Source organism: Ruegeria sp. AG1, assembly GCF_056541705.1.
Window position 1 is genome coordinate 123,797 of the sequence record NZ_JBQFYU010000011.1, and the last position, 18,884, is coordinate 142,680.

At 59.0% G+C, this 18,884-nt stretch carries 26 protein-coding genes; 17 read left to right on the top strand and 9 right to left on the bottom strand.

What is annotated here, in order from left to right:
- Positions 1–111 precede the first annotated feature (111 nt).
- Genes fliF through fliP form a run of 4 tightly spaced genes read left to right on the top strand, consistent with a single transcriptional unit; the run spans position 112 to position 3,302 of the window.
- Positions 112–1,704 (top strand): flagellar basal-body MS-ring/collar protein FliF, encoded by a 1,593-nt coding sequence (gene fliF, locus ACR0B5_RS17010; RefSeq protein ID WP_480542050.1) that lies wholly within the window; start codon positions 112–114, stop codon positions 1,702–1,704.
- Positions 1,704–2,300: an ABC transporter ATP-binding protein gene (locus ACR0B5_RS17015; protein ID WP_480542052.1), complete on the top strand. Its 597-nt coding sequence runs from the start codon at positions 1,704–1,706 to the stop codon at positions 2,298–2,300. The genes fliF and ACR0B5_RS17015 overlap by 1 nt, the downstream gene beginning before the upstream one ends.
- The gene (locus tag ACR0B5_RS17020; RefSeq protein WP_170555390.1) at positions 2,293–2,571 is read left to right on the top strand and encodes a FliM/FliN family flagellar motor C-terminal domain-containing protein; all 279 of its coding nucleotides are present in this window, start codon (positions 2,293–2,295) and stop codon (positions 2,569–2,571) included. The genes ACR0B5_RS17015 and ACR0B5_RS17020 overlap by 8 nt, the downstream gene beginning before the upstream one ends.
- Positions 2,571–3,302, top strand: coding sequence for a flagellar type III secretion system pore protein FliP (gene fliP, locus ACR0B5_RS17025; RefSeq protein ID WP_480542054.1), 732 nt, complete (start codon positions 2,571–2,573; stop codon positions 3,300–3,302). Before ACR0B5_RS17020 ends, fliP begins: the two co-directional genes overlap by 1 nt.
- A 183-nt stretch (positions 3,303–3,485) precedes the next feature.
- On the opposite strand, the gene ACR0B5_RS17030 is transcribed toward fliP, so the two are convergent.
- Positions 3,486–4,094, bottom strand: a complete 609-nt coding sequence (locus ACR0B5_RS17030) for an MlaC/ttg2D family ABC transporter substrate-binding protein (protein ID WP_480542056.1) — start codon at positions 4,092–4,094, stop codon at positions 3,486–3,488.
- Positions 4,084–4,854 (bottom strand): MlaA family lipoprotein, encoded by a 771-nt coding sequence (locus ACR0B5_RS17035; protein ID WP_170473255.1) that lies wholly within the window; start codon positions 4,852–4,854, stop codon positions 4,084–4,086. Before ACR0B5_RS17035 ends, ACR0B5_RS17030 begins: the two co-directional genes overlap by 11 nt.
- A gap of 333 nt (positions 4,855–5,187) precedes the next feature.
- On the opposite strand from ACR0B5_RS17035, the gene ACR0B5_RS17040 reads away from it, so the two are divergent.
- The 4 genes from ACR0B5_RS17040 to ACR0B5_RS17055 are packed head-to-tail and all read left to right on the top strand — an operon-like array spanning position 5,188 to position 7,930.
- Positions 5,188–5,643, top strand: a complete 456-nt coding sequence (locus ACR0B5_RS17040) for a RidA family protein (RefSeq protein WP_480542058.1) — start codon at positions 5,188–5,190, stop codon at positions 5,641–5,643.
- Positions 5,640–6,407, top strand: coding sequence for a glycerophosphodiester phosphodiesterase family protein (locus tag ACR0B5_RS17045; RefSeq protein ID WP_480542060.1), 768 nt, complete (start codon positions 5,640–5,642; stop codon positions 6,405–6,407). Before ACR0B5_RS17040 ends, ACR0B5_RS17045 begins: the two co-directional genes overlap by 4 nt.
- 45 nt (positions 6,408–6,452) lie before the next feature.
- Positions 6,453–7,640, top strand: a complete 1,188-nt coding sequence (locus tag ACR0B5_RS17050; RefSeq protein ID WP_480542062.1) for a GNAT family N-acetyltransferase — start codon at positions 6,453–6,455, stop codon at positions 7,638–7,640.
- Positions 7,637–7,930: a 4a-hydroxytetrahydrobiopterin dehydratase gene (locus tag ACR0B5_RS17055; protein WP_170379422.1), complete on the top strand. Its 294-nt coding sequence runs from the start codon at positions 7,637–7,639 to the stop codon at positions 7,928–7,930. The genes ACR0B5_RS17050 and ACR0B5_RS17055 overlap by 4 nt, the downstream gene beginning before the upstream one ends.
- Here the strand turns inward: ACR0B5_RS17055 and ACR0B5_RS17060 are convergent.
- The 4 genes from ACR0B5_RS17060 to ACR0B5_RS17075 all read right to left on the bottom strand — a co-directional run bounded on the left by ACR0B5_RS17060 (position 7,927) and on the right by ACR0B5_RS17075 (position 9,443).
- Positions 7,927–8,238 (bottom strand): hypothetical protein, encoded by a 312-nt coding sequence (locus ACR0B5_RS17060; RefSeq protein ID WP_170379420.1) that lies wholly within the window; start codon positions 8,236–8,238, stop codon positions 7,927–7,929. The two genes, ACR0B5_RS17055 and ACR0B5_RS17060, sit on opposite strands and share 4 nt — an antisense overlap.
- Before the next feature lie 14 nt (positions 8,239–8,252).
- Positions 8,253–8,597 carry an EF-hand domain-containing protein gene (locus ACR0B5_RS17065; protein WP_480542064.1) on the bottom strand — a complete coding sequence of 115 codons (345 nt, stop codon included), beginning with the start codon at positions 8,595–8,597 and terminating at the stop codon, positions 8,253–8,255.
- A gap of 11 nt (positions 8,598–8,608) precedes the next feature.
- Positions 8,609–8,854, bottom strand: coding sequence for a glycine zipper 2TM domain-containing protein (locus ACR0B5_RS17070; protein ID WP_480542066.1), 246 nt, complete (start codon positions 8,852–8,854; stop codon positions 8,609–8,611).
- Between the two features lie 103 nt (positions 8,855–8,957).
- Positions 8,958–9,443, bottom strand: coding sequence for a redoxin family protein (locus ACR0B5_RS17075; protein ID WP_480542068.1), 486 nt, complete (start codon positions 9,441–9,443; stop codon positions 8,958–8,960).
- 99 nt (positions 9,444–9,542) lie between these two features.
- Between ACR0B5_RS17075 and ACR0B5_RS17080 the strand changes: the two genes are divergently transcribed.
- From ACR0B5_RS17080 to ACR0B5_RS17095, 4 genes are all read left to right on the top strand, one after another.
- Complete coding sequence (locus tag ACR0B5_RS17080) at positions 9,543–10,754, top strand: NAD(P)/FAD-dependent oxidoreductase (RefSeq protein WP_480542181.1); 1,212 nt, start codon at positions 9,543–9,545, stop codon at positions 10,752–10,754.
- Positions 10,751–11,317 (top strand): 16S rRNA (guanine(966)-N(2))-methyltransferase RsmD, encoded by a 567-nt coding sequence (rsmD, locus tag ACR0B5_RS17085; protein WP_170767882.1) that lies wholly within the window; start codon positions 10,751–10,753, stop codon positions 11,315–11,317. The genes ACR0B5_RS17080 and rsmD overlap by 4 nt, the downstream gene beginning before the upstream one ends.
- Before the next feature lie 130 nt (positions 11,318–11,447).
- On the top strand, positions 11,448–11,795 hold the full coding sequence (locus ACR0B5_RS17090) for a hypothetical protein (protein ID WP_170767881.1): 348 nt from the start codon (positions 11,448–11,450) through the stop codon (positions 11,793–11,795).
- A 42-nt stretch (positions 11,796–11,837) separates the two neighbouring features.
- Positions 11,838–12,017 carry a hypothetical protein gene (locus ACR0B5_RS17095; protein WP_170555411.1) on the top strand — a complete coding sequence of 60 codons (180 nt, stop codon included), beginning with the start codon at positions 11,838–11,840 and terminating at the stop codon, positions 12,015–12,017.
- Here ACR0B5_RS17095 and map read toward each other — a convergent pair.
- Entirely contained in the window at positions 12,005–12,817 is an 813-nt protein-coding gene (gene map / locus ACR0B5_RS17100) for a type I methionyl aminopeptidase (protein WP_480542071.1), read from the bottom strand. The two genes, ACR0B5_RS17095 and map, sit on opposite strands and share 13 nt — an antisense overlap.
- 191 nt (positions 12,818–13,008) lie before the next feature.
- Here map and ACR0B5_RS17105 point away from each other — a divergent pair, with 191 nt between their 5' ends.
- A complete protein-coding gene (locus tag ACR0B5_RS17105; RefSeq protein WP_480542073.1) occupies positions 13,009–14,664 on the top strand; it encodes a tetratricopeptide repeat-containing sulfotransferase family protein in 1,656 nt (551 codons plus the stop codon).
- A 32-nt stretch (positions 14,665–14,696) separates the two neighbouring features.
- Here ACR0B5_RS17105 and ACR0B5_RS17110 read toward each other — a convergent pair whose 3' ends face one another.
- Complete coding sequence (locus ACR0B5_RS17110; RefSeq protein WP_480542075.1) at positions 14,697–15,068, bottom strand: hypothetical protein; 372 nt, start codon at positions 15,066–15,068, stop codon at positions 14,697–14,699.
- 147 nt (positions 15,069–15,215) lie between these two features.
- Positions 15,216–15,911, bottom strand: a complete 696-nt coding sequence (sfsA, locus tag ACR0B5_RS17115; protein ID WP_480542077.1) for a DNA/RNA nuclease SfsA — start codon at positions 15,909–15,911, stop codon at positions 15,216–15,218.
- 51 nt (positions 15,912–15,962) lie between these two features.
- Here sfsA and ACR0B5_RS17120 point away from each other — a divergent pair, with 51 nt between their 5' ends.
- Genes ACR0B5_RS17120 through ACR0B5_RS17135 form a run of 4 tightly spaced genes read left to right on the top strand, consistent with a single transcriptional unit; the run spans position 15,963 to position 18,880 of the window.
- A complete protein-coding gene (locus tag ACR0B5_RS17120) occupies positions 15,963–16,685 on the top strand; it encodes a competence/damage-inducible protein A (RefSeq protein WP_480542079.1) in 723 nt (240 codons plus the stop codon).
- Positions 16,682–17,392, top strand: coding sequence for a GNAT family N-acetyltransferase (locus tag ACR0B5_RS17125; protein ID WP_480542081.1), 711 nt, complete (start codon positions 16,682–16,684; stop codon positions 17,390–17,392). Before ACR0B5_RS17120 ends, ACR0B5_RS17125 begins: the two co-directional genes overlap by 4 nt.
- A gap of 16 nt (positions 17,393–17,408) precedes the next feature.
- A complete protein-coding gene (locus ACR0B5_RS17130) occupies positions 17,409–17,981 on the top strand; it encodes a peroxidase-related enzyme (RefSeq protein ID WP_480542083.1) in 573 nt (190 codons plus the stop codon).
- Positions 17,978–18,880 carry an OmpA family protein gene (locus ACR0B5_RS17135; RefSeq protein ID WP_480542085.1) on the top strand — a complete coding sequence of 301 codons (903 nt, stop codon included), beginning with the start codon at positions 17,978–17,980 and terminating at the stop codon, positions 18,878–18,880. Before ACR0B5_RS17130 ends, ACR0B5_RS17135 begins: the two co-directional genes overlap by 4 nt.
- The last annotated feature ends 4 nt before the right edge of the window (positions 18,881–18,884 follow it).

Sequence of the window (18,884 nt, forward strand, 5' to 3'; positions counted from 1 at the left end):
CATTCATTCGATCTGAAGCTGTCATAACCCGGCAGGGACTAACCGATTGTTAAGGGCAATCGTTCAAACAGGGGATGCGCCGGGCAGAATGTCGGCGAGTCGGAGGTGACCGTGCAGCAGATCGGAACTGTCTGGGCAAGTTTGGACAGGCGAAAGCAAATCATAGTCGTCGGCGCGGTTGCGCTGGTGTTTTTGGGGGTTCTCGGGATGTCCCGTCTTGTGACGGCACCCTCTATGACCCTTCTTTATGCAGGGCTGGAAAGCGGGGCCGCGGGCGATATCGTGCGTGCGCTCGATCAGCGCGGCGTCACGTATGAGATCAGGGGCGGCTCGATTTACGTGCCTGGCTCGCAGCGGGATGAGCTGCGCATGACCCTGGCCAGCGAAGGCCTGCCTGCCAACGGCAATCGCGGCTATGAGCTGCTCGATTCGCTGAGCGGGTTTGGCACTACATCGCAAATGTTCGATGCCGCCTATTGGCGCGCAAAAGAAGGTGAGCTGGCGCGCACCATCGTCGGAGGTCCTCATGTCAGTCAGGCCCGGGTGCATATCGCGAATGGCTCGGCCAACCCGTTTCAGCGTAGCGTTGCGCCCACGGCCTCGGTGTATCTGGTTCCATCGGGCGCGCAGATAACTGGCGATCAGGCCAAGGCGATTCGCTTTCTGGTCGCCTCGGCGGTTAGCGGGCTTGCGCCGGAAAACGTAACGGTTGTGGATTCGAACGGCGCCGTGATTGGTGGGCAGGACACGGCAGTTGCAGCTGACACGGCGGATGACAAATCCCGTCAGCTGCGCGAACGCGTGCTGCGACTTGTTGAAGCGCGTGTGGGTACTGGCAACGCAGTGGTTGAGGTCAGCGTAGACACGGTAACCAAGACCGAATCCATCCGCGAACGCCGCTTTGACCCCAAAGGGCGTGTCGCGATCAGCACGGATGTAGAGGAACGCTCGGACAGTGCGCGCAATCAGTCCGGCGATGTGACGGTCGCCTCCAACTTGCCGGATGGTGACGGAGCGGGCGGGGACGAATCGAACTCAAACGCGACGCAAACCCGCGAGCGCGTGAACTATGAGGTCTCGGAAACGGAGCTTGAGGTTCACAACGCGCCCGGTGCCATCAAGCGGCTGACAGTCGCGGTGTTGGTCAATGGCATCCGGTCAATTGATGAAGCTGGGGCGGAGAGCTTTGAGCCCCTGCCTCAGACCGAGCTTGACGCGCTTGAGGAGCTGGTGGCCTCAGCCGTTGGTTTCGATGCAGCTCGGGGTGATGTGATCACGTTGAAATCGCTTGATCTGCCCGTGGCAGAGCCGCAGGGCACGCTGGTTTCGTCTTCCATGTGGCAGAATATTCATCTGGACGCGATGTCTCTGATCCAGATGGCGGTGCTTGCACTTGTTTCGCTGGTTCTGGCCTTGTTCGTCATTCGCCCGATCCTGATGAAACCGGCTGCCGCCCCCGCCTTGTTGCCTGCAGGTGGTGGTTACGCACAGGACACCCAGGTTTTGGTCGGTGAGATCGCGCCAGATGAGTCGGCTGAGTTCACAGCTCTGCCGGGGCAGGCGCAGTCGGTTGGCGTGCCTGCGCTGGGGGCGGACAGTAGCGCAGATCCTGTGGATCGGTTGCGGGCGATGATCGGCGACAAACAGGAAGAAACGGTCGAGATTCTGCGCAGTTGGCTTGAAGAAGGCGAGGAGCGGGTCTGATGTCGATTGCTCACCTTCTTGAGGATTTCACCGCGCAGGTCGAAGGCGGCAAGCTGCATCTTCTGGACGAAGACGCGCTGGAGGAACAGCGCCTGGCTGCCTTCGAACAAGGTTACGGGGCTGGATGGGAAGACGCCGTTAAAGCGCAGGAGCAGAACCGGGGACAGGTCTCGGCGGAACTGACCAAGGCGTTGGAAGACATGTCCTTTACCTATCACGAAGCGCTGACACGTATGACCCTGTCGCTGGAGCCGATGTTCCAAAGCCTGGTGAACTTGGTGCTGCCGGATTGTATCGACCGGGGCTTTGCTCACCGCCTGTCGGAACAGCTGAAAGACATGGCCCGAATCCAGATCGACCAACCCATCCAGATACTTGTGCCCGAAGGACGCTCGGCCGAGATCGAAGATTTGCTGCCATCGGATATCCTGCAGCCACCGCGTGTGATCGAAGATTCCTCGCTGCAACCCGGACAAGCGCGGCTGCAGGTCGGTATCTCGCGGCGCGAGGTGGATTGCGTGGATCTGCTGACCTCGGTGCAGCAGGCATTTGACTCCTACATGTTTGAGGCGAAAGAGGCTTTGACCCATGACTGATACCCAATCCCAGAAAACCAACCCTTTTGATGCGGTTCCGATCGAAGTCACAGTTTCCGTCGGCCGCGCCCGCCCGTTGATCCGGGACTTGCTGAATATGGGCGAAAACGCGGTGCTGACACTGGACAAACGGATCGAAGACCCCGTGGATCTATATGTCGGCGACCAACTGGTTGCCCGTGGCATTCTGGAAGAGGTGGAGGGCGATCAGGCTGGTCAACTGGCCGTGCGTCTGACCGAAATCGCGGATTTGCAGAACGGGATCGGCTGATGCGCCTGTGGCTCTGGCTGATTGTGGCGGTGGTTGCAATACTGCCCTCGCTGGCTGCGGCTCAAGAAGTGACCCTGTCGCTTGGGGAGGGCGGGTCCATCTCGGCCCGGACGATCCAGTTGATTTTGCTGATCACCGTTCTCAGCCTCGCTCCGGGGCTGGCGATCATGATCACCTGTTTTCCATTTCTGATCACGGTTCTCGCGATCCTGCGGCAGGGTATTGGGTTGCAGCAATCTCCGCCGAATATGCTGATCGTTAGCCTTGCGCTGTTCTTGACCTATTTCATAATGGAGCCGGTTTTTACCGAAGCCTGGACCGTTGGTATTGAGCCTTTGATCAATGAAACGCTTGAGGTTGAAACGGCTCTGGAACGCGCCCTGAACCCGTTCCGAAAGTTCATGGCAGCGCGACTGGATGTTGAGACGTTTCAATCCATGGCCGCTCTGCGTCCTGGAGGCGAGGGGATGGTCCTGTCTCCGGATGCCCCGCTTTCGGTTCTGATGCCGTCATTCATGTTGTCAGAAATCGCTCGGGCGTTTCAGATCGGGTTCCTGATTTTCCTGCCTTTTCTGATCATTGACCTAGTTGTGGCTGCCGTTTTGATGTCGATGGGCATGATGATGGTACCGCCTGCAATCGTCTCGCTGCCGTTCAAGCTGGCGTTTTTCGTGATCGCAGATGGATGGGCTTTGATCGCCAGCGCTTTGGTCCGAAGTTACATGCCCTAGAGGGTCCGCGGGCTGGGCGTGGAGCGGGGTACAAGCTTAGTTTTAGTGAGAGCTTTGGAAAGCGGCGCATCAACTTCGGCGCGTGTTAGGTCACAAGGCAAAATGACTTTCTTGTGGGTATAGAAACGAAGACGCCTCCGACGCACAGAGCGCGGAGGCGTTTAAGCACACAAAAAGGCGGTGCTACCCGGTTCTGTTGAGGTCTTTGATCAGCTGGTTCAAGTTGCCTTTACGCGCATCCAGCATCGCCCCGATTTCGGTACGCTCGGTCAGCAGCAAATTCACACCCTCAATGAACATGTTGTAGAACTTGTCGCGACCGGATTTGTCAGAAACCAGGAAGGTTACGTCAAAGGGCGACGATCCCCGCAACTTGACCGAGGTGCGCACTTCATAACCGGCTTTGATTCTACGCGCATTTCGCACATCCACCTGGCCGCCAATGAATTCGCGGAACCGGCGTCCGTATTTGCGCGAGATATAGCCTTGGAACGCCTTGGTGAATTGTCTCAACTGCGCCGGAGAGGCAGAACGGGCGTCCGCCCCGAGCGCATAGCGCGCCATGATCGGAACATCAGCGTATTGCACAAAAATCTTCTCGAAATCGCGCAGCATTGCCTTTTCGGATTTACCCGAGGCGATCACGCGGTTGATATCCGCGACAACACTATTGACCAGCTGTTTGGCGCCCGCCTCGGTCAGGGCCATAGCGGGCAAGGGCAGGGCAACAATAGCTGCTCCGGCCACAGAGGTTTTCAGGAAATGTCTTCGGTTTAAAGCGTTACTCAGCATAAGGGTCCTCGTAGGGGTCGAGAAGGGGGTCACTAACAGGGTCGGTTCCGGCGTCGGCATATGGATCGTTGTAGAGATCCAGGAAGGCGTCCTCGTCGTCGCGTGCCAATTCGAAGCGGCGGTTTTGCAGGTAGATCAGTCGGGCCTGCGCATAGCTGTCGGCACTTTCGTAGAGAATCGAGTCCACTGTATCAGAAAAACGACCCCGATCCCCCATCCGACGTACGACTTCGGCATAAACCCCCAGATTGTCCGCAGGGCGCACCGGCGTGAAGTTGATCGGGTTCGAGAACAGGTTGATAACGACACCTACAGCGTCACGGGTGGTCGATGGGCCATAGAACGGCAGCTCGACATAGGCGCCTTCCCCAACACCCCAGACGTGCAGGGTTTCGCCGAAATCAGTATCGACGGGGGGCAGGTTCAGCTCATCTGCCGGAGCCGACAGGCCAAAGCCACCCACAGTCATGTTGATCACGAACCGCAACAAGGCGTTGCCCATTTGTTTGGGGTTTCCCTGCAGCAGGTAATCCACCGCCTGACCGGGCAGAGAGATGTTTTCCGCAAAGGTACTGAAGCTGGTCACCATCGGATCAGGGACGATCTTCACATAGCCTTTCGAGGCCGGGCGAAACAGAAACCTGTCGACGCCAAGGTTGAACTTGTGAATGCCCCTGTTGGCGTTTTCATAGGGGTCGAAAATCTCTCCCCGAGCAGCCTGTTCCGGGGGTTGCGTCGCACAGGCCGACAACACAGCCATAAGTGACAGAACAACAAGATGTTTGAAGCCAAATTTGCTCAACACGGTCTTAGCTACTCCAATACGGCCCGGCACGACGCTTGGGCGATCAATCAATACCTGCGTGTCCAACCGACACAAGTTGTTGTCACATAGAGGTTTCAGAGCTTGAATGAAACACATAGCGTTAAACCCGGTAAATCAACGAAGGTAAAGTGACACGACTTCAACAGTTAGAAATAGGACAGGATATGCCCACTGAGCGCGACGGCCAGAAAAATCGGATTCCGGCTTTCCCAGCCGCATCATCCCGGTTAGCGTCCGCCCGAGTCGATTTTGGGTGAGGACAATCACATGAGCATCTCGGAAAAACTGCAAAGCCTGGGCGTATCGCTGCCAGACGCACCGGCCCCGGCCGCAAACTATGTGCCTTTTGTGCGCATGGGCAACATTGTCTATGTCTCGGGTCAGATTTCCAAAGCGGACGACCTGATCACCGGCAAACTGGGCGATGACATGGACGTCGACGCGGGTGCAGCGGCGGCAAAGGTCTGTGCAATCAACCTGCTGGCTCAGGTCAAAGCGGCCTGTGACGGGGATATCGAGAAACTGGTGCGGGTGATCAAACTGACCGGTTTTGTGAACTCGACTGCTGATTTCACCGCGCAGCCGCAGGTGATCAACGGTGCGTCCGATTTCCTGGTTGAGGCGCTGGGCGAGGCGGGTCGTCATTCCCGCTCGGCGGTTAGCGCTGCATCACTGCCGCTGGGTGTTGCTGTCGAAATCGAAGGTATTTTCGAAGTCCAATGACACCTGCTCTGCCGCGTGTGTTTCTTGAGGCCCCGATCTCGCACCGGGCGCTGCATGACAAAACAGATAACCGCCCGGAAAACAGCCGGGCGGCCATTCGTGCCGCGATCGAGGCCGGGTATGGTATCGAGATTGATCTGCAGCGGACCTCGGACAACCGTGCGATGGTGTTTCATGACTACGACATGGCGCGTCTGACCGGGCAATCCGGCCCGATCCAGCAGATCTCGGCCGCGCGGGCGCAGGCCACGCAGCTGTTGCATGCCGAGGATGGTATTCCCACCCTCGAAGATGTGCTTGAGATGGTCGCGGGCAAAGTCCCGCTGCTGATCGAACTCAAGGATCAGGATGGAGCCATGGGCGCCAATGTCGGCCCGCTTGAGGCGGATGCAGTACGGGCGCTTGAGGGCTATGACGGTCCCGTGGCGCTGATGTCGTTCAACCCCCACAGCGTGGCCGAGCTGGCCCGCCTGGCCCCGCATCTGCCGCGCGGGATCGTGACTTGTTCCTATAAGCCGAGTGTCGAGATGCTGCCGCAATCGGTGTGCGATCACCTGCGCGATATTCCCGATTTCGACCGGGTTGGGGCCAGTTTCATCAGCCATGAGGTTCATGATCTGGACCGTCCGCGCGTGGCCGAGTTGAAAGCGCGCGGTGTGCCGATCCTGTGCTGGACGGTAAAGTCGCCTGAACAAGAGGCAGAGGCCCGCGCCGTTGCCGACAATGTGACCTTTGAGGGGTATCTGGCCAAGCATCCGGGTTGAACCTGCCGCACCTCGTCACAGATAAAGACCAGACGCGGAGGGCACATGGATCAGGCGCAGATCGAAATTCAAATACTTGGATCACTCTCGCAAATCTCTGCTGCCGAGTGGGATGCCTGCGCTTGCCCCGAAACAGCAGACGGCGGGCGTCCGCTGGATCCCTTTACCACGCATCGGTTCTTGCTGGCTCTGGAAAACAGCGGCTCGGTTGGGCGGGGCACCGGGTGGCAGCCCCAATACCTGACGGCCTATCTGGATGGGATGCTGATCGCGGCGGCGCCGATGTATGCCAAATCGCACAGTCAGGGTGAGTATATCTTCGACCACAGCTGGGCCCATGCGTACGAAAACGCGGGCGGGCGGTACTATCCTAAACTACAGATCGCGGCCCCTTTTACGCCTGCCACCGGGCGGCGCTTTCTGGTGCGTCCGGGATATGAAGGGATTGGGATGTCCGCGCTGGTACAAGGCGCTGTGCAACTGGCGTCAGACAATCAGGTCTCGTCGCTTCACGCGACCTTCTGTACCGAAGACGAGGCGCTGGCGGGTGAGCAGATGGGCCTTATGCTGCGAAGCTCGCAGCAGTTTCATTGGCTGAATGACGCCTACGCGGATTTCGACGGCTTTCTAGCCGCGCTGTCCTCGCGCAAGCGCAAGAACATCCGCAAGGAGCGTGCTCAAGCCAATGGCTTCGGTGGTGAGATCCGAACCCTGACCGGCGATGACCTCCGGCCCGAGCATTGGGATGCCTTCTGGCGGTTCTATCAGGACACCGGCGCGCGCAAGTGGGGATCACCTTACCTGACGCGCCAGTTCTTCGATATCGCGCAGGAGACGATGACCGCTGATATGGCTTTGGTGCTGGCAGAACGCGATGGGTATCCCATCGCGGGGGCGCTGAATTTCATCGGGCGTGAGACGCTCTATGGTCGCTACTGGGGTTGCGTGGAACATCATGCCTGCCTGCATTTCGAGCTGTGCTATTATAGGGCCATCGACTTTGCCATCGCGCATGGCATGCAAAGGGTCGAAGCCGGAGCGCAAGGCGAACACAAGCTCGCACGTGGCTACCTGCCAACACGCACGCATAGCCTTCATTGGATTGCCGATCCGGGATTCGCCGATGCCGTCAAAAAATATCTGGACGCTGAAGGCCGCGCGGTGGGAGAAGAGATTGAGATTCTGACGGATTACGGTCCGTTCAGAAAATCGAACCCGGAGGAACAGCAATGACCGAGCTTTTGTCGACCGAGACCCGTGGCCCCCTTCTTGATCCGCTGTTCAACAATGGCTGGACGATGGTTGAGGGCCGGGATGCGATCACCAAGACGTTCATCTTTGACAATTTCGTCGCCGCCTTTGGATGGATGACTCAAGTGGCGATCTGGGCCGAAAAATGGAACCACCACCCAGAATGGTCCAACGTCTACCGCACGGTCGAAGTGGTGCTCTCCACCCATGACGTCGGCGGGTTGTCTTCGCTGGACGCGAAACTGGCGCGCAAAATGGACGGACTGGTCTAGTCGCGATCCTGTCCGGACCCGATGCCGCCAGCCAAGGATGCCGTGATCGCCATCTGGCGGAATTCATCCGGCGTGACCGTGCCACTACTGACGTCGATATTGCCAGGAATGCGGGTCGTTTTGTTTCCGATAGACCGGACACTGCGCGCTGCTGGGTTGATGTCCAGGCACCGCCTCTCATAGCAGGTCAGCCCGCTGGTGTTGATCTGGATGCGGGCCTGCCCGTCGGGACCGGTCACAACCGGGGCCTGTGGTACGTCACAAGCCGCCAATACGGCCAGCGCGCCGATCCAGATCCATCTGTTCATCTCACACTCCGGGGTTAGTCCAACCGGCCGTTTCCATCCTTGTCCGCAGAGTCGAAATCGTTGCTCATCTGCGCATCGTATTCCGCTCTTGAGATAAGGCTGTCGCCGTTCCGGTCAACGTCCTGAAATTGCTCTATGTCGAGGAACGGTTTGGCCTCGGACAGGCCGAGCGTGCCGTTCTTGTCTTCGTCCATCGCCTGAAAGGCGTAGTCTGAGAAGGCATTGAACTCGTCCTTGGACAGAAAGCCATCGTTGTTCGAGTCGATGGCTGTCAGCTCTTTTTCATTTAGCTCAGTTACGTCGTCCGCAGCTGCGGCACTGGCTATCACAAGCGCGGCGATACAGATTACTCGTTTCATAGCTGTCCCCCTCAACATGCGAATCTTGCGCCACTGATACTTCCGGTAGCCGCACCTGCACCCGTCAGAATGGATTTGCCTGAACCGCCTCCGAACTGATTGCCGATTGCGCCTCCGATCAGCGCGCCGCCCAAGGTACCGCTCAGGCAGGCGATTTCATGTTGCCGTGCCGCTTGTTGCTGTGGTGTCGGGGCCGGGCCGCAAGCTGCAAGAAGGCCTGCGCCGCCCAGAATGAATGAAATGGCTTTGAGATACATAAACATACTCCCCAGCTATGTGCCTTTGATAATCGCACACTGGAGCGTTGTATCAAGTTAAATAGGGGTAGGACGGCCCCGGTTCGGCCGGGGCCGGACAGCGTCAGATTACTTCGAGCAAGCCTTCACCGGCTGAAACCTCGCAAGCACCGGGGCTTTCTTCCAGGTTTAGCGCAGTGACCTTGCCGTCTTCGACCAGCATCGCATAACGCTGCGAACGCGCCAGCAGCCCGGCTGGTGGGGCGTCGAAATCCATGCCGATGGCCTTAGTGAACTCAGACGCGGCGTCGCCCAGCAGGGTCAGTCCGGCCTCGGTTGCGCCGGTCGCTTCGCCCCAGGCTTTCATCACGAACGGGTCGTTGACGGAAATGCAGATGATCTCATCCACGCCCTTGGCTTCGAACTGATCCTTGGTGCGCATGAAGCTGGGCACATGTGCCGAATGACAGGTCGGTGTGAACGCGCCGGGAACGGCAAAGATCACCACTTTGCGGCCCGCGGTTTTGTCTGAAATCCGAACCTCTTCGGGGCCTTCCGCACCCATTTGGGTCAGTGTGGCGTCGGGCAGCATCTCACCTGTTGTAATCATTTATCAGCTCCTGTCGTTTGGATTTGCAGAGTCGGGCTATGCCGCAATATAGGTGGTCGGACAAAAGTAACCATGAGAATTCGACAGGGTGTGATGAACATGAGCCATATTGTCGTGATCGGCGCCGGGCAGGCCGGATCGTCGCTTGTTGCGAAACTGCGCAAGGATGGGTTTGAAGGGGATATCACCCTGATCGGGGCCGAGCCGCATCTGCCCTATCAGCGCCCGCCCTTGTCCAAGGCCTATCTGCTGGGCGAGATGGAGCTGGAGCGTCTGTTTTTGCGCCCCGAAAGCTTCTACGCCGACAACAACATCACCCTGCGTCTGGGGCAGCGTGTTACTGCAATTGACCCCAAGGCCAAGACCGTGACCGTGGGGGATGAGGTCATCTCCTATGACGAACTGGCGCTGACCACCGGGTCGGATCCGCGCTATCTGCCTGCCTCTATCGGCGGTGATCTTCAGGGCGTTCATGTGGTGCGCGATCTGGCTCATATCGACGAGATGGAGCCTCGGGTCACTGAAGGCGCGCGCGCTCTGATCGTCGGGGGCGGCTATATCGGGCTTGAGGCCGCAGCCGTATGCGCCAAGCGCGGGGTCAAGGTGACACTGGTAGAAATGGCCGAGCGTATCCTGCAACGCGTCGCCGCCAAGGAAACCAGCGACTATTTCCGCGCGCTACATACGGGTCACGGCGCGGACATCCGCGAGGGCGTGGGCCTTGATCGTCTGATCGGTGAAAACGGCAAGGTCGTCGGCGCAGTTCTGACGGATGGAACCGAAATCGAGGTTGATTTTGTGGTCGTCGGCGTTGGCATCGCGCCGTCCAGCCAACTGGCCGAGATGGCTGGTCTTGAACTGGACAACGGCATCAAAACCGACACCCATGGCCGCACCTCTGATCCGTCGATCTGGGCGGCGGGGGATTGCGCCTCTTTCCCACATGGCGAGGGGCGCATTCGTCTGGAAAGCGTGCCCAACGCAATCGATCAGGCTGAGATCGTGGCTCAGAACATGCTGGGGGCGGCCAAGGACTATACAGCAACGCCCTGGTTCTGGTCGGATCAGTATGACGTGAAACTGCAGATCGCAGGTCTGAATACGGGTTATGATTGGGTTGTCACCCGTCAGGGCGAAGGTCAGACCGTGTCGTTCTGGTACTACAAGGGTGACCAGCTGATTGCAGTCGACGCGATGAACGACCCGCGCGCCTATATGGTTGGCAAGCGCCTGATCGACGCGGGCAAAACCGCTGATCCTGCCGTGGTGGCCGATCCGGCTGTGGATCTGAAACCGCTGCTCAAAGCGTGAGGATCATCGCCGGAGAGTTCCGGGGCCGTGCCTTGGCCTCGGTCGGCAAAGGGGATGCAGGTGCCCATCTGCGTCCCACCACCGATCGAGTGCGTGAAAGCCTGTTCAACGTCCTGAGCCATCAGATCGATTTTGAGGGCCTACGCGTCTTGGACCTATTCGCGGGCACTGGCGCGCTGGGGCTTGAGGCGCTGTCGCGCGGGGCTGACCACGCCACCTTTGTAGATGACGGGCGTGTCGCTCAGGGCCTGATCCGCAAAAATATCGACCTCACCCGGAGCGCTGACCGGACCGATCTGATCCGCCGGGATGCGACGCGTTTGGGTGAAAACCCGAACGCGCCCTACGACCTGATCTTTCTGGACCCGCCTTATGGCAAGTCTCTGGGCCAAAAAGCGCTGGCTAAGGCGGCCGAGGCTGAATGGATCGCTGAGGGGGCGTTTATCGTGTGGGAAGAAAACACCCCGATGCAGGCACCGGATGGATTCCAGTTGTTGGACAGTCGAAAATACGGCGACACGCATATCTCGTTGATGCTTCAATCACTTGATCATTTGGGTTGATCCTGACTGCCCCAATTCGTTTTAAAATTGAATTTGGGCGGCCAGCAATTTAACGCATCTCCGCCAAAATTGCGGCCAATTTCGCCTCTACGCGCCGTAGAAACGCGGAACAACCCTCAAAGGAATCTCTATGCTTCTCAGAGCTGCCCTGACCTCGGCCTTCGTGCTGGGCTCCTTCCCTGTTATTGCAGGGCAAACAAAACTCGATGCGAATGAATTTACGGCCAATTGCACCTCGTCTGTGGATCAATCCAACGTGACGTTGGCCCGTTCGGGCGGGTCCAACAAAGGGCACATCACTGTCGGAGATCTGCAGGGCGAGGCGGACATCCTGCCGGGTTTGGACAACCTGACGTTTTTGCTGATTCAGGATGGTCAGGTCGTCAACTTTGCCGTTGATCTTGTAAGTCTCGAATATGACATGATGATCAAAGGCACTTCGCAGCGTTTTGACAGAGGCAGCTGTACGCCATCGTGATCCGGTTTTGAGGCGCGGGCCGGTTTGTGCTAGGCTTCTGGCATGGACCGCGCCCTACCGCCCTTGTTCTGGGGTTTGGCTCAGGACACTGACACAGAAACCGGCCCGCCGCGCAAACCTGCACGCGCGCCGGTGTTCATCCACGACGCGATCACGCCGTGGGGGGCTGAGACGATGCTGCTGAAAGTGCTACGGGATCAGGTTGCCGATCACGAAGAATAGGTCGGATGGAACTTGCCGCCGGGTGACAGGGTAAAGATCTCGACCCCATTTGCGGTTACACCGACCGAATGTTCGAACTGTGCCGAGAGCGACTTGTCGCGGGTCACAGCAGTCCAGTCGTCGGCCAGAGTCTTGGTCTCAGGGCGGCCCAGATTGACCATCGGTTCGATGGTGAAGAACATGCCTTCCTCCAGAACGGAACCGGTACCGGGGCGGCCATAGTGCAGCACGTTTGGCGGCGCGTGGAACACCCGACCCAGCCCGTGACCACAGAAATCGCGCACAACGCTCATGCGGTGCGCTTCCACATAGGACTGGATCGCATGGCCGATATCGCCGAACGTGTTGCCCGGCTTGACCATCTCGATGCCCTTGAAAAGCGCGTCATGGGTGATCTGAATCAGACGCTCCGCCTTACGCGGCAGTTTGCCTGCGACATACATCCGCGAGGTGTCGCCGAACCAGCCGTCCACGATGACGGTGACGTCGATGTTCAGGATATCCCCGTCCTTTAGCTTTTTCTCACCGGGAATGCCGTGGCAAACCACGTGGTTCACGCTGATACAGCTGGCGTGCTGGTAGCCTTTGTAGCCAATCGTCGCCGAAGTCGCTCCTGCGTCCTCGACCATCTGGGTGATGATCCCGTCGATCGCACCGGTGGTTTGGCCGGGGAAGACATGTTGCGCGATGTCATCCAGTATCCGCGCGGCCAAAGCCCCTGCCGCATGCATGCCGGCAAAGTCACCTTGTTCGTAAATGCGGATACCGTCCTTGGTCAGGCGGCCACGGTGTTCTTTCATGGATGCAAGGCTCCAAATGTTTCGCGCAGTGCTCTATTTACGCTGCTTGTGCAGAAAGTTCCAGAGGGTGCAGCGTCGCAGTGCTGTATCCAGGATGAATGACGATCCGATCACAGGTGGACGCGTACAGCGATATAAACTAGCAGGGAAAAGATAGTTCTCGGGCATTAAATTGGAAGAAGGGCAGTCAAATGCAGAAAGCCGATCAGCTGAGGGCCGAGATTGCCACCATTAGTGAAATGCTCAAGACCGGGCGCGCTGACCGGGCGTTGAAGCGTGCGGTCAAGGCGGGGAAGAAATGGCCCAAAATGCCCGCGTTTCCGCAGATGGCAGGTCTTGCGTGCATTCACCAGGGGGATTTCAAACAGGCACAGACCCATCTGGAGCGCGCCTGGAAGATGGAGCCGGAGAACCCCGACCTGATCCAGAATTTCGGGCTGAGCCTTGTTCAGGGCGGAGATTCCGACAAGGCACTGGTCTTGATGAATAAAGTCGCGGCCAAGGCCCCGCTGACCCCACCGCAACGCTATGTGCGTGCCATGGCCCTGTTGCAGGAGCGTCAGCTGAGCGAGGCGTTGGAGGATGTTGAAGAGGTTCTGCGCCACCAAAACGGGAATCTACAGGCCCATTGCCTGAAAGCCGATATTCTGGATGAGATGCACCAGTGGGATCAGGCCATCGACGTCCTATTGGCCGTGGCCGAGAAGCACCCGAAATTCCACTACGGTCAGCTGCGACTGGCCAAGGGTCTGGTCGGTTTGGGGCGTATGTCTGAGGCACTGACCCATGGCCGCGCCGCCTTTGCGCTGGCGCCCGAGGATCCCGAAACGGTGGAGTTCGCTGCAACTCTGCCGAACCTGTCGGCTGAGGATAGGGCGGAATTGCAGGCCCTGACCTCTAAACTGCTCAAGGCGGGCAACGCCAATCGGGAAGCCGCAGCCACCGTGCATTTCGCCGCCGCGAGCCTTGCGAAACAGGATGGCGATACCGCGACCGAGATGCTTCAGCTGCGCAAGGCGCATGATCAGTTGCAGCATGGGTTCAAAAGCTGGGAAACCCGGGCCGAGAAAGCCTGCCGCCAGCGTCTGAGCACGCCTCTGCCCGCCCCCGCCTCAGCGCCGCGCACCGATATACCGCGCCCGGTGTTCGTGGTTGGCTTGCCGCGCTCTGGCACCACTCTGATCGAGCGGATTCTGGCCTCACACTCCACCGTTCAGGGGCTGGGAGAGTTGGCGGGCGTGCATCACTGGGCCCGCAGGGTCGAAAGCCAATCGAGCGCTGGAAGTGACGCACAGGAGCTGGCCGATTACTACGCGGATAATTTGCCCCAGACGGCGGAAGGAACGCGCGCCTTTGTCGACAAGGCTCCGGGGAACTATGCTTTTCTGGGGCCGATCGCGCAGGCCTTCCCGAACGCCGTGATTCTGAATGTCATGCGCGATCCGCGCGATGTGGCGCTTTCGATGTGGCGGACGCATTTCGGAGCGGGTGGCCTGTATTACACGCATGATCTGAGCTGGATGGCAGCCGAGGCAAACCGCTATCGCCGTTATATTCAGCACTGGCATGCCGTGCTTCCGGGACGCATGCATGACATAAGCTACGAGCATCTGGTGAATAATCTGGAGGACGGTGCCAAGGAGCTGGCCCAGCTCTGCGACCTTCCTTTTGAACAAGCGATGCTGTCGCCCGACAAATCCTCGGACGCGATCAGAACGGCCAGCAACCTTCAGGCCCGTAAACCCGTCAACACGGCTTCGGTCGGGGGGTGGCAGGCTGTAGCACAGCATTTTGAACCCTTCGTCAAAAGACTTGATGCAGAGCTGTGGCCAGAGGTCAGCGGCTAGGGTCATTGTTCAGAACCTAGCCGCTGGGAAAATCACACGCAGGAGTAAAAGATTTGGCGTACTGGGCGCATGGAACCATCTGCTTGTGTTCTGTTGTTAACGCCAAGGTCTTTCTTGATCGCTGCGCGGCCCGTTAAGCGCGCGCTGTTTTGACGTGCGCAAAATCCTTCCACGCGACGTCTAACTTCTGCTTCGGAAACTTCCTCCGGGAAGAAGCCGACTTCGATTGTCTTGTAGACCCCGCCGGATTCCAGCGGAAAAACCAAATCTATGCCTTGCCGATCTGCCGGGTTTGGAAAAACGCCCTGCACCAAGACTGCACGACGGTCTGCTGCCGCTTTGGGATCCACGGAACAGGCTGCAAGAGCCGAGGCCGCAGCGACTAAAAACACAATATGCTTCATTGCTTCTCCAAATTTTCAGTTTGTTTTCTTTCTGACCGCCAATTCGCGTCTGGTCAGACGTCAATCTCGCTATGGTTGTGCAATGTGGCTCTTGTAAGGCAAGGAAACTGAAACTTCTTTGATTGCAAAATAGTTGGTTGACAGGTCTTAGAATTGATTTGGGACAACCCAAACCCCCTCTGGCGAAATCCGTGTGCTGTAGACCAACCGCTCAACCCCCTGCGCTTGCGCTGTCTCAAAAGCCGCCGCATAGGCGTGATCGATATCGGCGGCCAGCGCGAAGCGGTCGCAATCGGTGCGTTGCACCAGATACAGCATGATCGCGCGGTGGCCCCGCTCGGCCATGGCGGCCAGCTCGCCCAGATGTTTGGTGCCGCGAGCGGTGACGCTGTCGGGGAACTCGGCAAGACCGGGCTGGCGGGAAAGCGTGACACTTTTGACCTCGACATAGGCATCCGGCAGGCCGGGTTGGGTCAGCAGGAAATCAATGCGGCTGTTCTGGCCGTATTTCACCTCGGCCAGGACGGTTTCATAGGCGGACAGTTCGGGGATCTCGCCGCCCTCTAATGCCGCGCGAAGTGCCCGGTTCGGCACCGAAGTATCGACGCCGGTGAAATGGCCATTCTCGTGATCGACCAGCCGCCAGCCGTATTTCAGCTTTTTCTTCGGATCGTCATTGGGTTCCAACCAGATTTTCTCGCCCGGTTCAGCCAGTCCCATCATCGAGCCCGGGTTGGCGCAGTGGGCTGTCACCTCGCGTCCGTCCTCTAGCGTGCAATCGGCCAGAAAGCGTTTGTAGCGGCGGATCAGGCGGGCGGGGACAAGGGGGGTTTCAAATCTCATGCCCCACGGCCTATACCTGCCCCAACAGCCGATCAAGAGGGGGCGCGCGCCATGGCCAATCCAACCGCTGCAATGCTTGTCATCGGGGATGAAATCCTCTCGGGCCGGACGCGCGATGCGAACATGCACTATCTTGCTGGTGAGCTGACCAAGCATGGCATCGACCTGAAAGAAGTGCGTATTGTCAGCGATGACGCCCCGGCGATCGAGGCGGCGGTCAAGGCGCTGTCGGTTTCCTACGACAATGTCTTCACCAGCGGCGGCATCGGGCCGACACATGACGATATCACCGCCGATTGCATCGCCCGCGCTTTTGGCACCCCCATCGACGTGCGCGACGACGCGCGCGCGCTTTTGCAGGCGCATTACGACAAGTCAGGGCTGGAGTTGAATGAGGCTCGCCTGCGTATGGCCCGCATTCCTGATGGGGCCGCGCTGATCGACAATCCGGTCTCAACCGCGCCCGGATTTACCATCGAAAATGTGCATGTGATGGCCGGGGTGCCCTCGGTCTTCCAAGCCATGGTGGCTAGTGTTTTGCCGGGTCTGACGGGCGGTAGCCCGCTGTTGTCTCAGACATTGCGGGTGGATCGGGGCGAAGGCGACATTGCTGCCACGTTGTCTGCACTGGCTGAGGCGTTCTCGGACCTGTCCATCGGCTGCTATCCGTTTCAGATCAACGGGGTCTTCGGAGCCAACGTGGTGGTCCGAGGGACAGAGGGTGCGCGCATCGACGCGGCCATGACCCAATTGGCAAAAGAGCTCGAGTTGTGAACATCAACTGGCCCGACATCGTTGACGGAACATGGCCCGCTGCGCGCTATGAGACCCTTGGCTCCTTCCGCCTGCGAGAAGGGCAGGGGGGTGGATCGCGCGTGTCTGCCGCCAATGCGCTGGGTGACGCAACCGAGGCCGATATCGTCACGGCCGAGGGTGCCATGCAGGCCATGGGCCAGAAACGCATCTTTTGTCTGTGGCCCGATGACCACAAGCTCGACGCCCAACTGGAAGCGCGCGGCTATGAGGTACTGGACCCGGTCAACATCTACGCTTGCCCGCCGGAACAGCTGACTGATCAGCCTCTGCCCCGCGTGACCGCGTTCGACATTTGGCCCCCGCTTGCAGTCATGGAGGAGATCTGGGCCAAGGGCGGTATCGGCCCTGAACGTCTGGCCGTGATGGCGCGTGCTGCGACCCCCAAGACCGCGTTCCTGTTACGGCATTCTGATCGCCCCGCGGGAACTGTGTTCTTGGCCATGCAAGGTGATGTGGCCATGGTACATGCGCTTGAGATCCTGCCAGATCATCGCCGTCAGGGCTTGGGCCAATGGGCCATGCGGGCTGCGGGTTTTTGGGCGCAGGACAATGGAGCGAAAACGCTCAGCGTGATCTGTACAAAGGCCAACGAAGGGGCGAATGGCCTCTACCGTGCGCTCGGGATGGAGATTGTCGGGGAATACCATTATCGTCAACGTGTCTAAGGAGTTAAGAAAGCCCGTGAAGCAGACTGATCTACCCACCGCGCTGAACCTGCCCATGGCCGACCCTTTGCCGCCGGAGACGCAGAAATACTTTGATGTCTGCCTCGAAAAGCTGGGCATGGTGCCGAATGTGCTGAAAGCCTACGCGTTCGACATCGACAAATTGAACGCCTTCACCGCCATGTACAACGACCTGATGCTGGCAGATAGCGGGCTGTCCAAGCTTGAACGTGAGATGATCGCGGTGGTCGTGTCCTCGATCAACAAGTGCTTCTACTGCCTTGTTGCTCATGGTGCAGCCGTTAGGCAGATTTCCGGTGATCCGCAATTGGGCGAGATGCTGGTGATGAACTACCGCACCGCCTCTCTGGATGCGCGCCAGCGTGCGATGTTGGATTTCGCGGCCAAGATGACCACCGCAAGCGCCGAGATTGAAGAGGCCGACCGCCAGCACCTGCGCGATCAGGGCTTCAGTGACCGGGATATCTGGGACATCGCCAACGTCACCGGATTCTTCAACATGTCCAACCGGGTGGCCAGTGCCACCGCAATGGCGCCCAACCCCGAATACCACGCGCAATCCCGATGATCCGATGCCTCGCCCTTGCCTTTTGTCTGATGGCCGGGCCCGTTCTGGCGCAAGATCTGACTCTGCCCGCCAGCGCTCGTCAGATCAGCGAGAGGACTTCGCAGCTGGACAGCTATGAGCTGCCCACAGGGCCCGTTGCAGATGGCATAGTCCCGTCCCGCACCGTCGAGGGGCGGGTCGAGCGGCTGACATGGCGTTTGCAGGCGGGCTCTAGCACGACGCTGCAGTTGCTGGCTCCGCTGCGGGATCAGCTCGTGGCGCAGGGCTTTGATATCCTGTTTGAATGTGAGGCTCGGACCTGCGGCGGGTTCGATTTCCGCTTCGGAACCGAAGTGGTTCCAACACCGGATATGTATGTCGCCATTCGCGACTATCGTTTTCTGTCTGCCACCAAGGGCGACGAGGCGCTCAGCCTGCTGGTCAGCCGTAACCCGCCGGATGGCTATGTGCAACTGATCCGCGTTGCACCCGTTGATGCTCTGGCTCCAACGCCTGTGGTCGTTGAGCAATCCGCCAGCGGAACGGAGGGCCTTTTGGCCGCATTGCAGCAGTCGGGCCATGTGATTCTCGACGATTTACATTTCCGCACCGGCGAGGTGGCGCTGGGCGACGGCCCGTTCGCCTCCTTGTCGTTGCTCGCGCAGTTCCTGGCCGACAACCCGTCGACTCGGTTGGCGTTGGTCGGGCATACTGATGATACCGGCACGTTGCAGGCCAATACAAAGGTCAGCACCGAACGTGCGCAGGCCGTGCGCGCCCGTCTGATCGACACGCACGGCGTCGCGGCGGACCGGATCGAAGCACAGGGTGTGGGATACCTTGCTCCGCTGACCTCGAACGCGACGCCGGAAGGGCGCGACCTGAATCGCAGGGTTGAGGCTGTCTTGCTGGTCAACTGACGCG

What these genes read in the sequence shown, in the direction of transcription:
- ACR0B5_RS17015 (WP_480542052.1), top strand. Translation starts at nt 1,704, where the DNA reads ATGTCGATTGCTCACCTTCTTGAGGATTTCACCGCGCAGGTCGAAGGC.
- ACR0B5_RS17020 (WP_170555390.1), top strand. Translation starts at nt 2,293, where the DNA reads ATGACTGATACCCAATCCCAGAAAACCAACCCTTTTGATGCGGTTCCG.
- fliP (WP_480542054.1), top strand. Translation starts at nt 2,571, where the DNA reads ATGCGCCTGTGGCTCTGGCTGATTGTGGCGGTGGTTGCAATACTGCCC.
- ACR0B5_RS17030 (WP_480542056.1), bottom strand. Translation starts at nt 4,094, where the DNA reads ATGCTGAGTAACGCTTTAAACCGAAGACATTTCCTGAAAACCTCTGTG.
- ACR0B5_RS17035 (WP_170473255.1), bottom strand. Translation starts at nt 4,854, where the DNA reads ATGGCTGTGTTGTCGGCCTGTGCGACGCAACCCCCGGAACAGGCTGCT.
- ACR0B5_RS17040 (WP_480542058.1), top strand. Translation starts at nt 5,188, where the DNA reads ATGAGCATCTCGGAAAAACTGCAAAGCCTGGGCGTATCGCTGCCAGAC.
- ACR0B5_RS17045 (WP_480542060.1), top strand. Translation starts at nt 5,640, where the DNA reads ATGACACCTGCTCTGCCGCGTGTGTTTCTTGAGGCCCCGATCTCGCAC.
- ACR0B5_RS17050 (WP_480542062.1), top strand. Translation starts at nt 6,453, where the DNA reads ATGGATCAGGCGCAGATCGAAATTCAAATACTTGGATCACTCTCGCAA.
- ACR0B5_RS17055 (WP_170379422.1), top strand. Translation starts at nt 7,637, where the DNA reads ATGACCGAGCTTTTGTCGACCGAGACCCGTGGCCCCCTTCTTGATCCG.
- ACR0B5_RS17060 (WP_170379420.1), bottom strand. Translation starts at nt 8,238, where the DNA reads ATGAACAGATGGATCTGGATCGGCGCGCTGGCCGTATTGGCGGCTTGT.
- ACR0B5_RS17065 (WP_480542064.1), bottom strand. Translation starts at nt 8,597, where the DNA reads ATGAAACGAGTAATCTGTATCGCCGCGCTTGTGATAGCCAGTGCCGCA.
- ACR0B5_RS17070 (WP_480542066.1), bottom strand. Translation starts at nt 8,854, where the DNA reads ATGTATCTCAAAGCCATTTCATTCATTCTGGGCGGCGCAGGCCTTCTT.
- ACR0B5_RS17075 (WP_480542068.1), bottom strand. Translation starts at nt 9,443, where the DNA reads ATGATTACAACAGGTGAGATGCTGCCCGACGCCACACTGACCCAAATG.
- ACR0B5_RS17080 (WP_480542181.1), top strand. Translation starts at nt 9,543, where the DNA reads ATGAGCCATATTGTCGTGATCGGCGCCGGGCAGGCCGGATCGTCGCTT.
- ACR0B5_RS17090 (WP_170767881.1), top strand. Translation starts at nt 11,448, where the DNA reads ATGCTTCTCAGAGCTGCCCTGACCTCGGCCTTCGTGCTGGGCTCCTTC.
- ACR0B5_RS17095 (WP_170555411.1), top strand. Translation starts at nt 11,838, where the DNA reads ATGGACCGCGCCCTACCGCCCTTGTTCTGGGGTTTGGCTCAGGACACT.
- map (WP_480542071.1), bottom strand. Translation starts at nt 12,817, where the DNA reads ATGAAAGAACACCGTGGCCGCCTGACCAAGGACGGTATCCGCATTTAC.
- ACR0B5_RS17105 (WP_480542073.1), top strand. Translation starts at nt 13,009, where the DNA reads ATGCAGAAAGCCGATCAGCTGAGGGCCGAGATTGCCACCATTAGTGAA.
- ACR0B5_RS17110 (WP_480542075.1), bottom strand. Translation starts at nt 15,068, where the DNA reads ATGAAGCATATTGTGTTTTTAGTCGCTGCGGCCTCGGCTCTTGCAGCC.
- sfsA (WP_480542077.1), bottom strand. Translation starts at nt 15,911, where the DNA reads ATGAGATTTGAAACCCCCCTTGTCCCCGCCCGCCTGATCCGCCGCTAC.
- ACR0B5_RS17120 (WP_480542079.1), top strand. Translation starts at nt 15,963, where the DNA reads ATGGCCAATCCAACCGCTGCAATGCTTGTCATCGGGGATGAAATCCTC.
- ACR0B5_RS17135 (WP_480542085.1), top strand. Translation starts at nt 17,978, where the DNA reads ATGATCCGATGCCTCGCCCTTGCCTTTTGTCTGATGGCCGGGCCCGTT.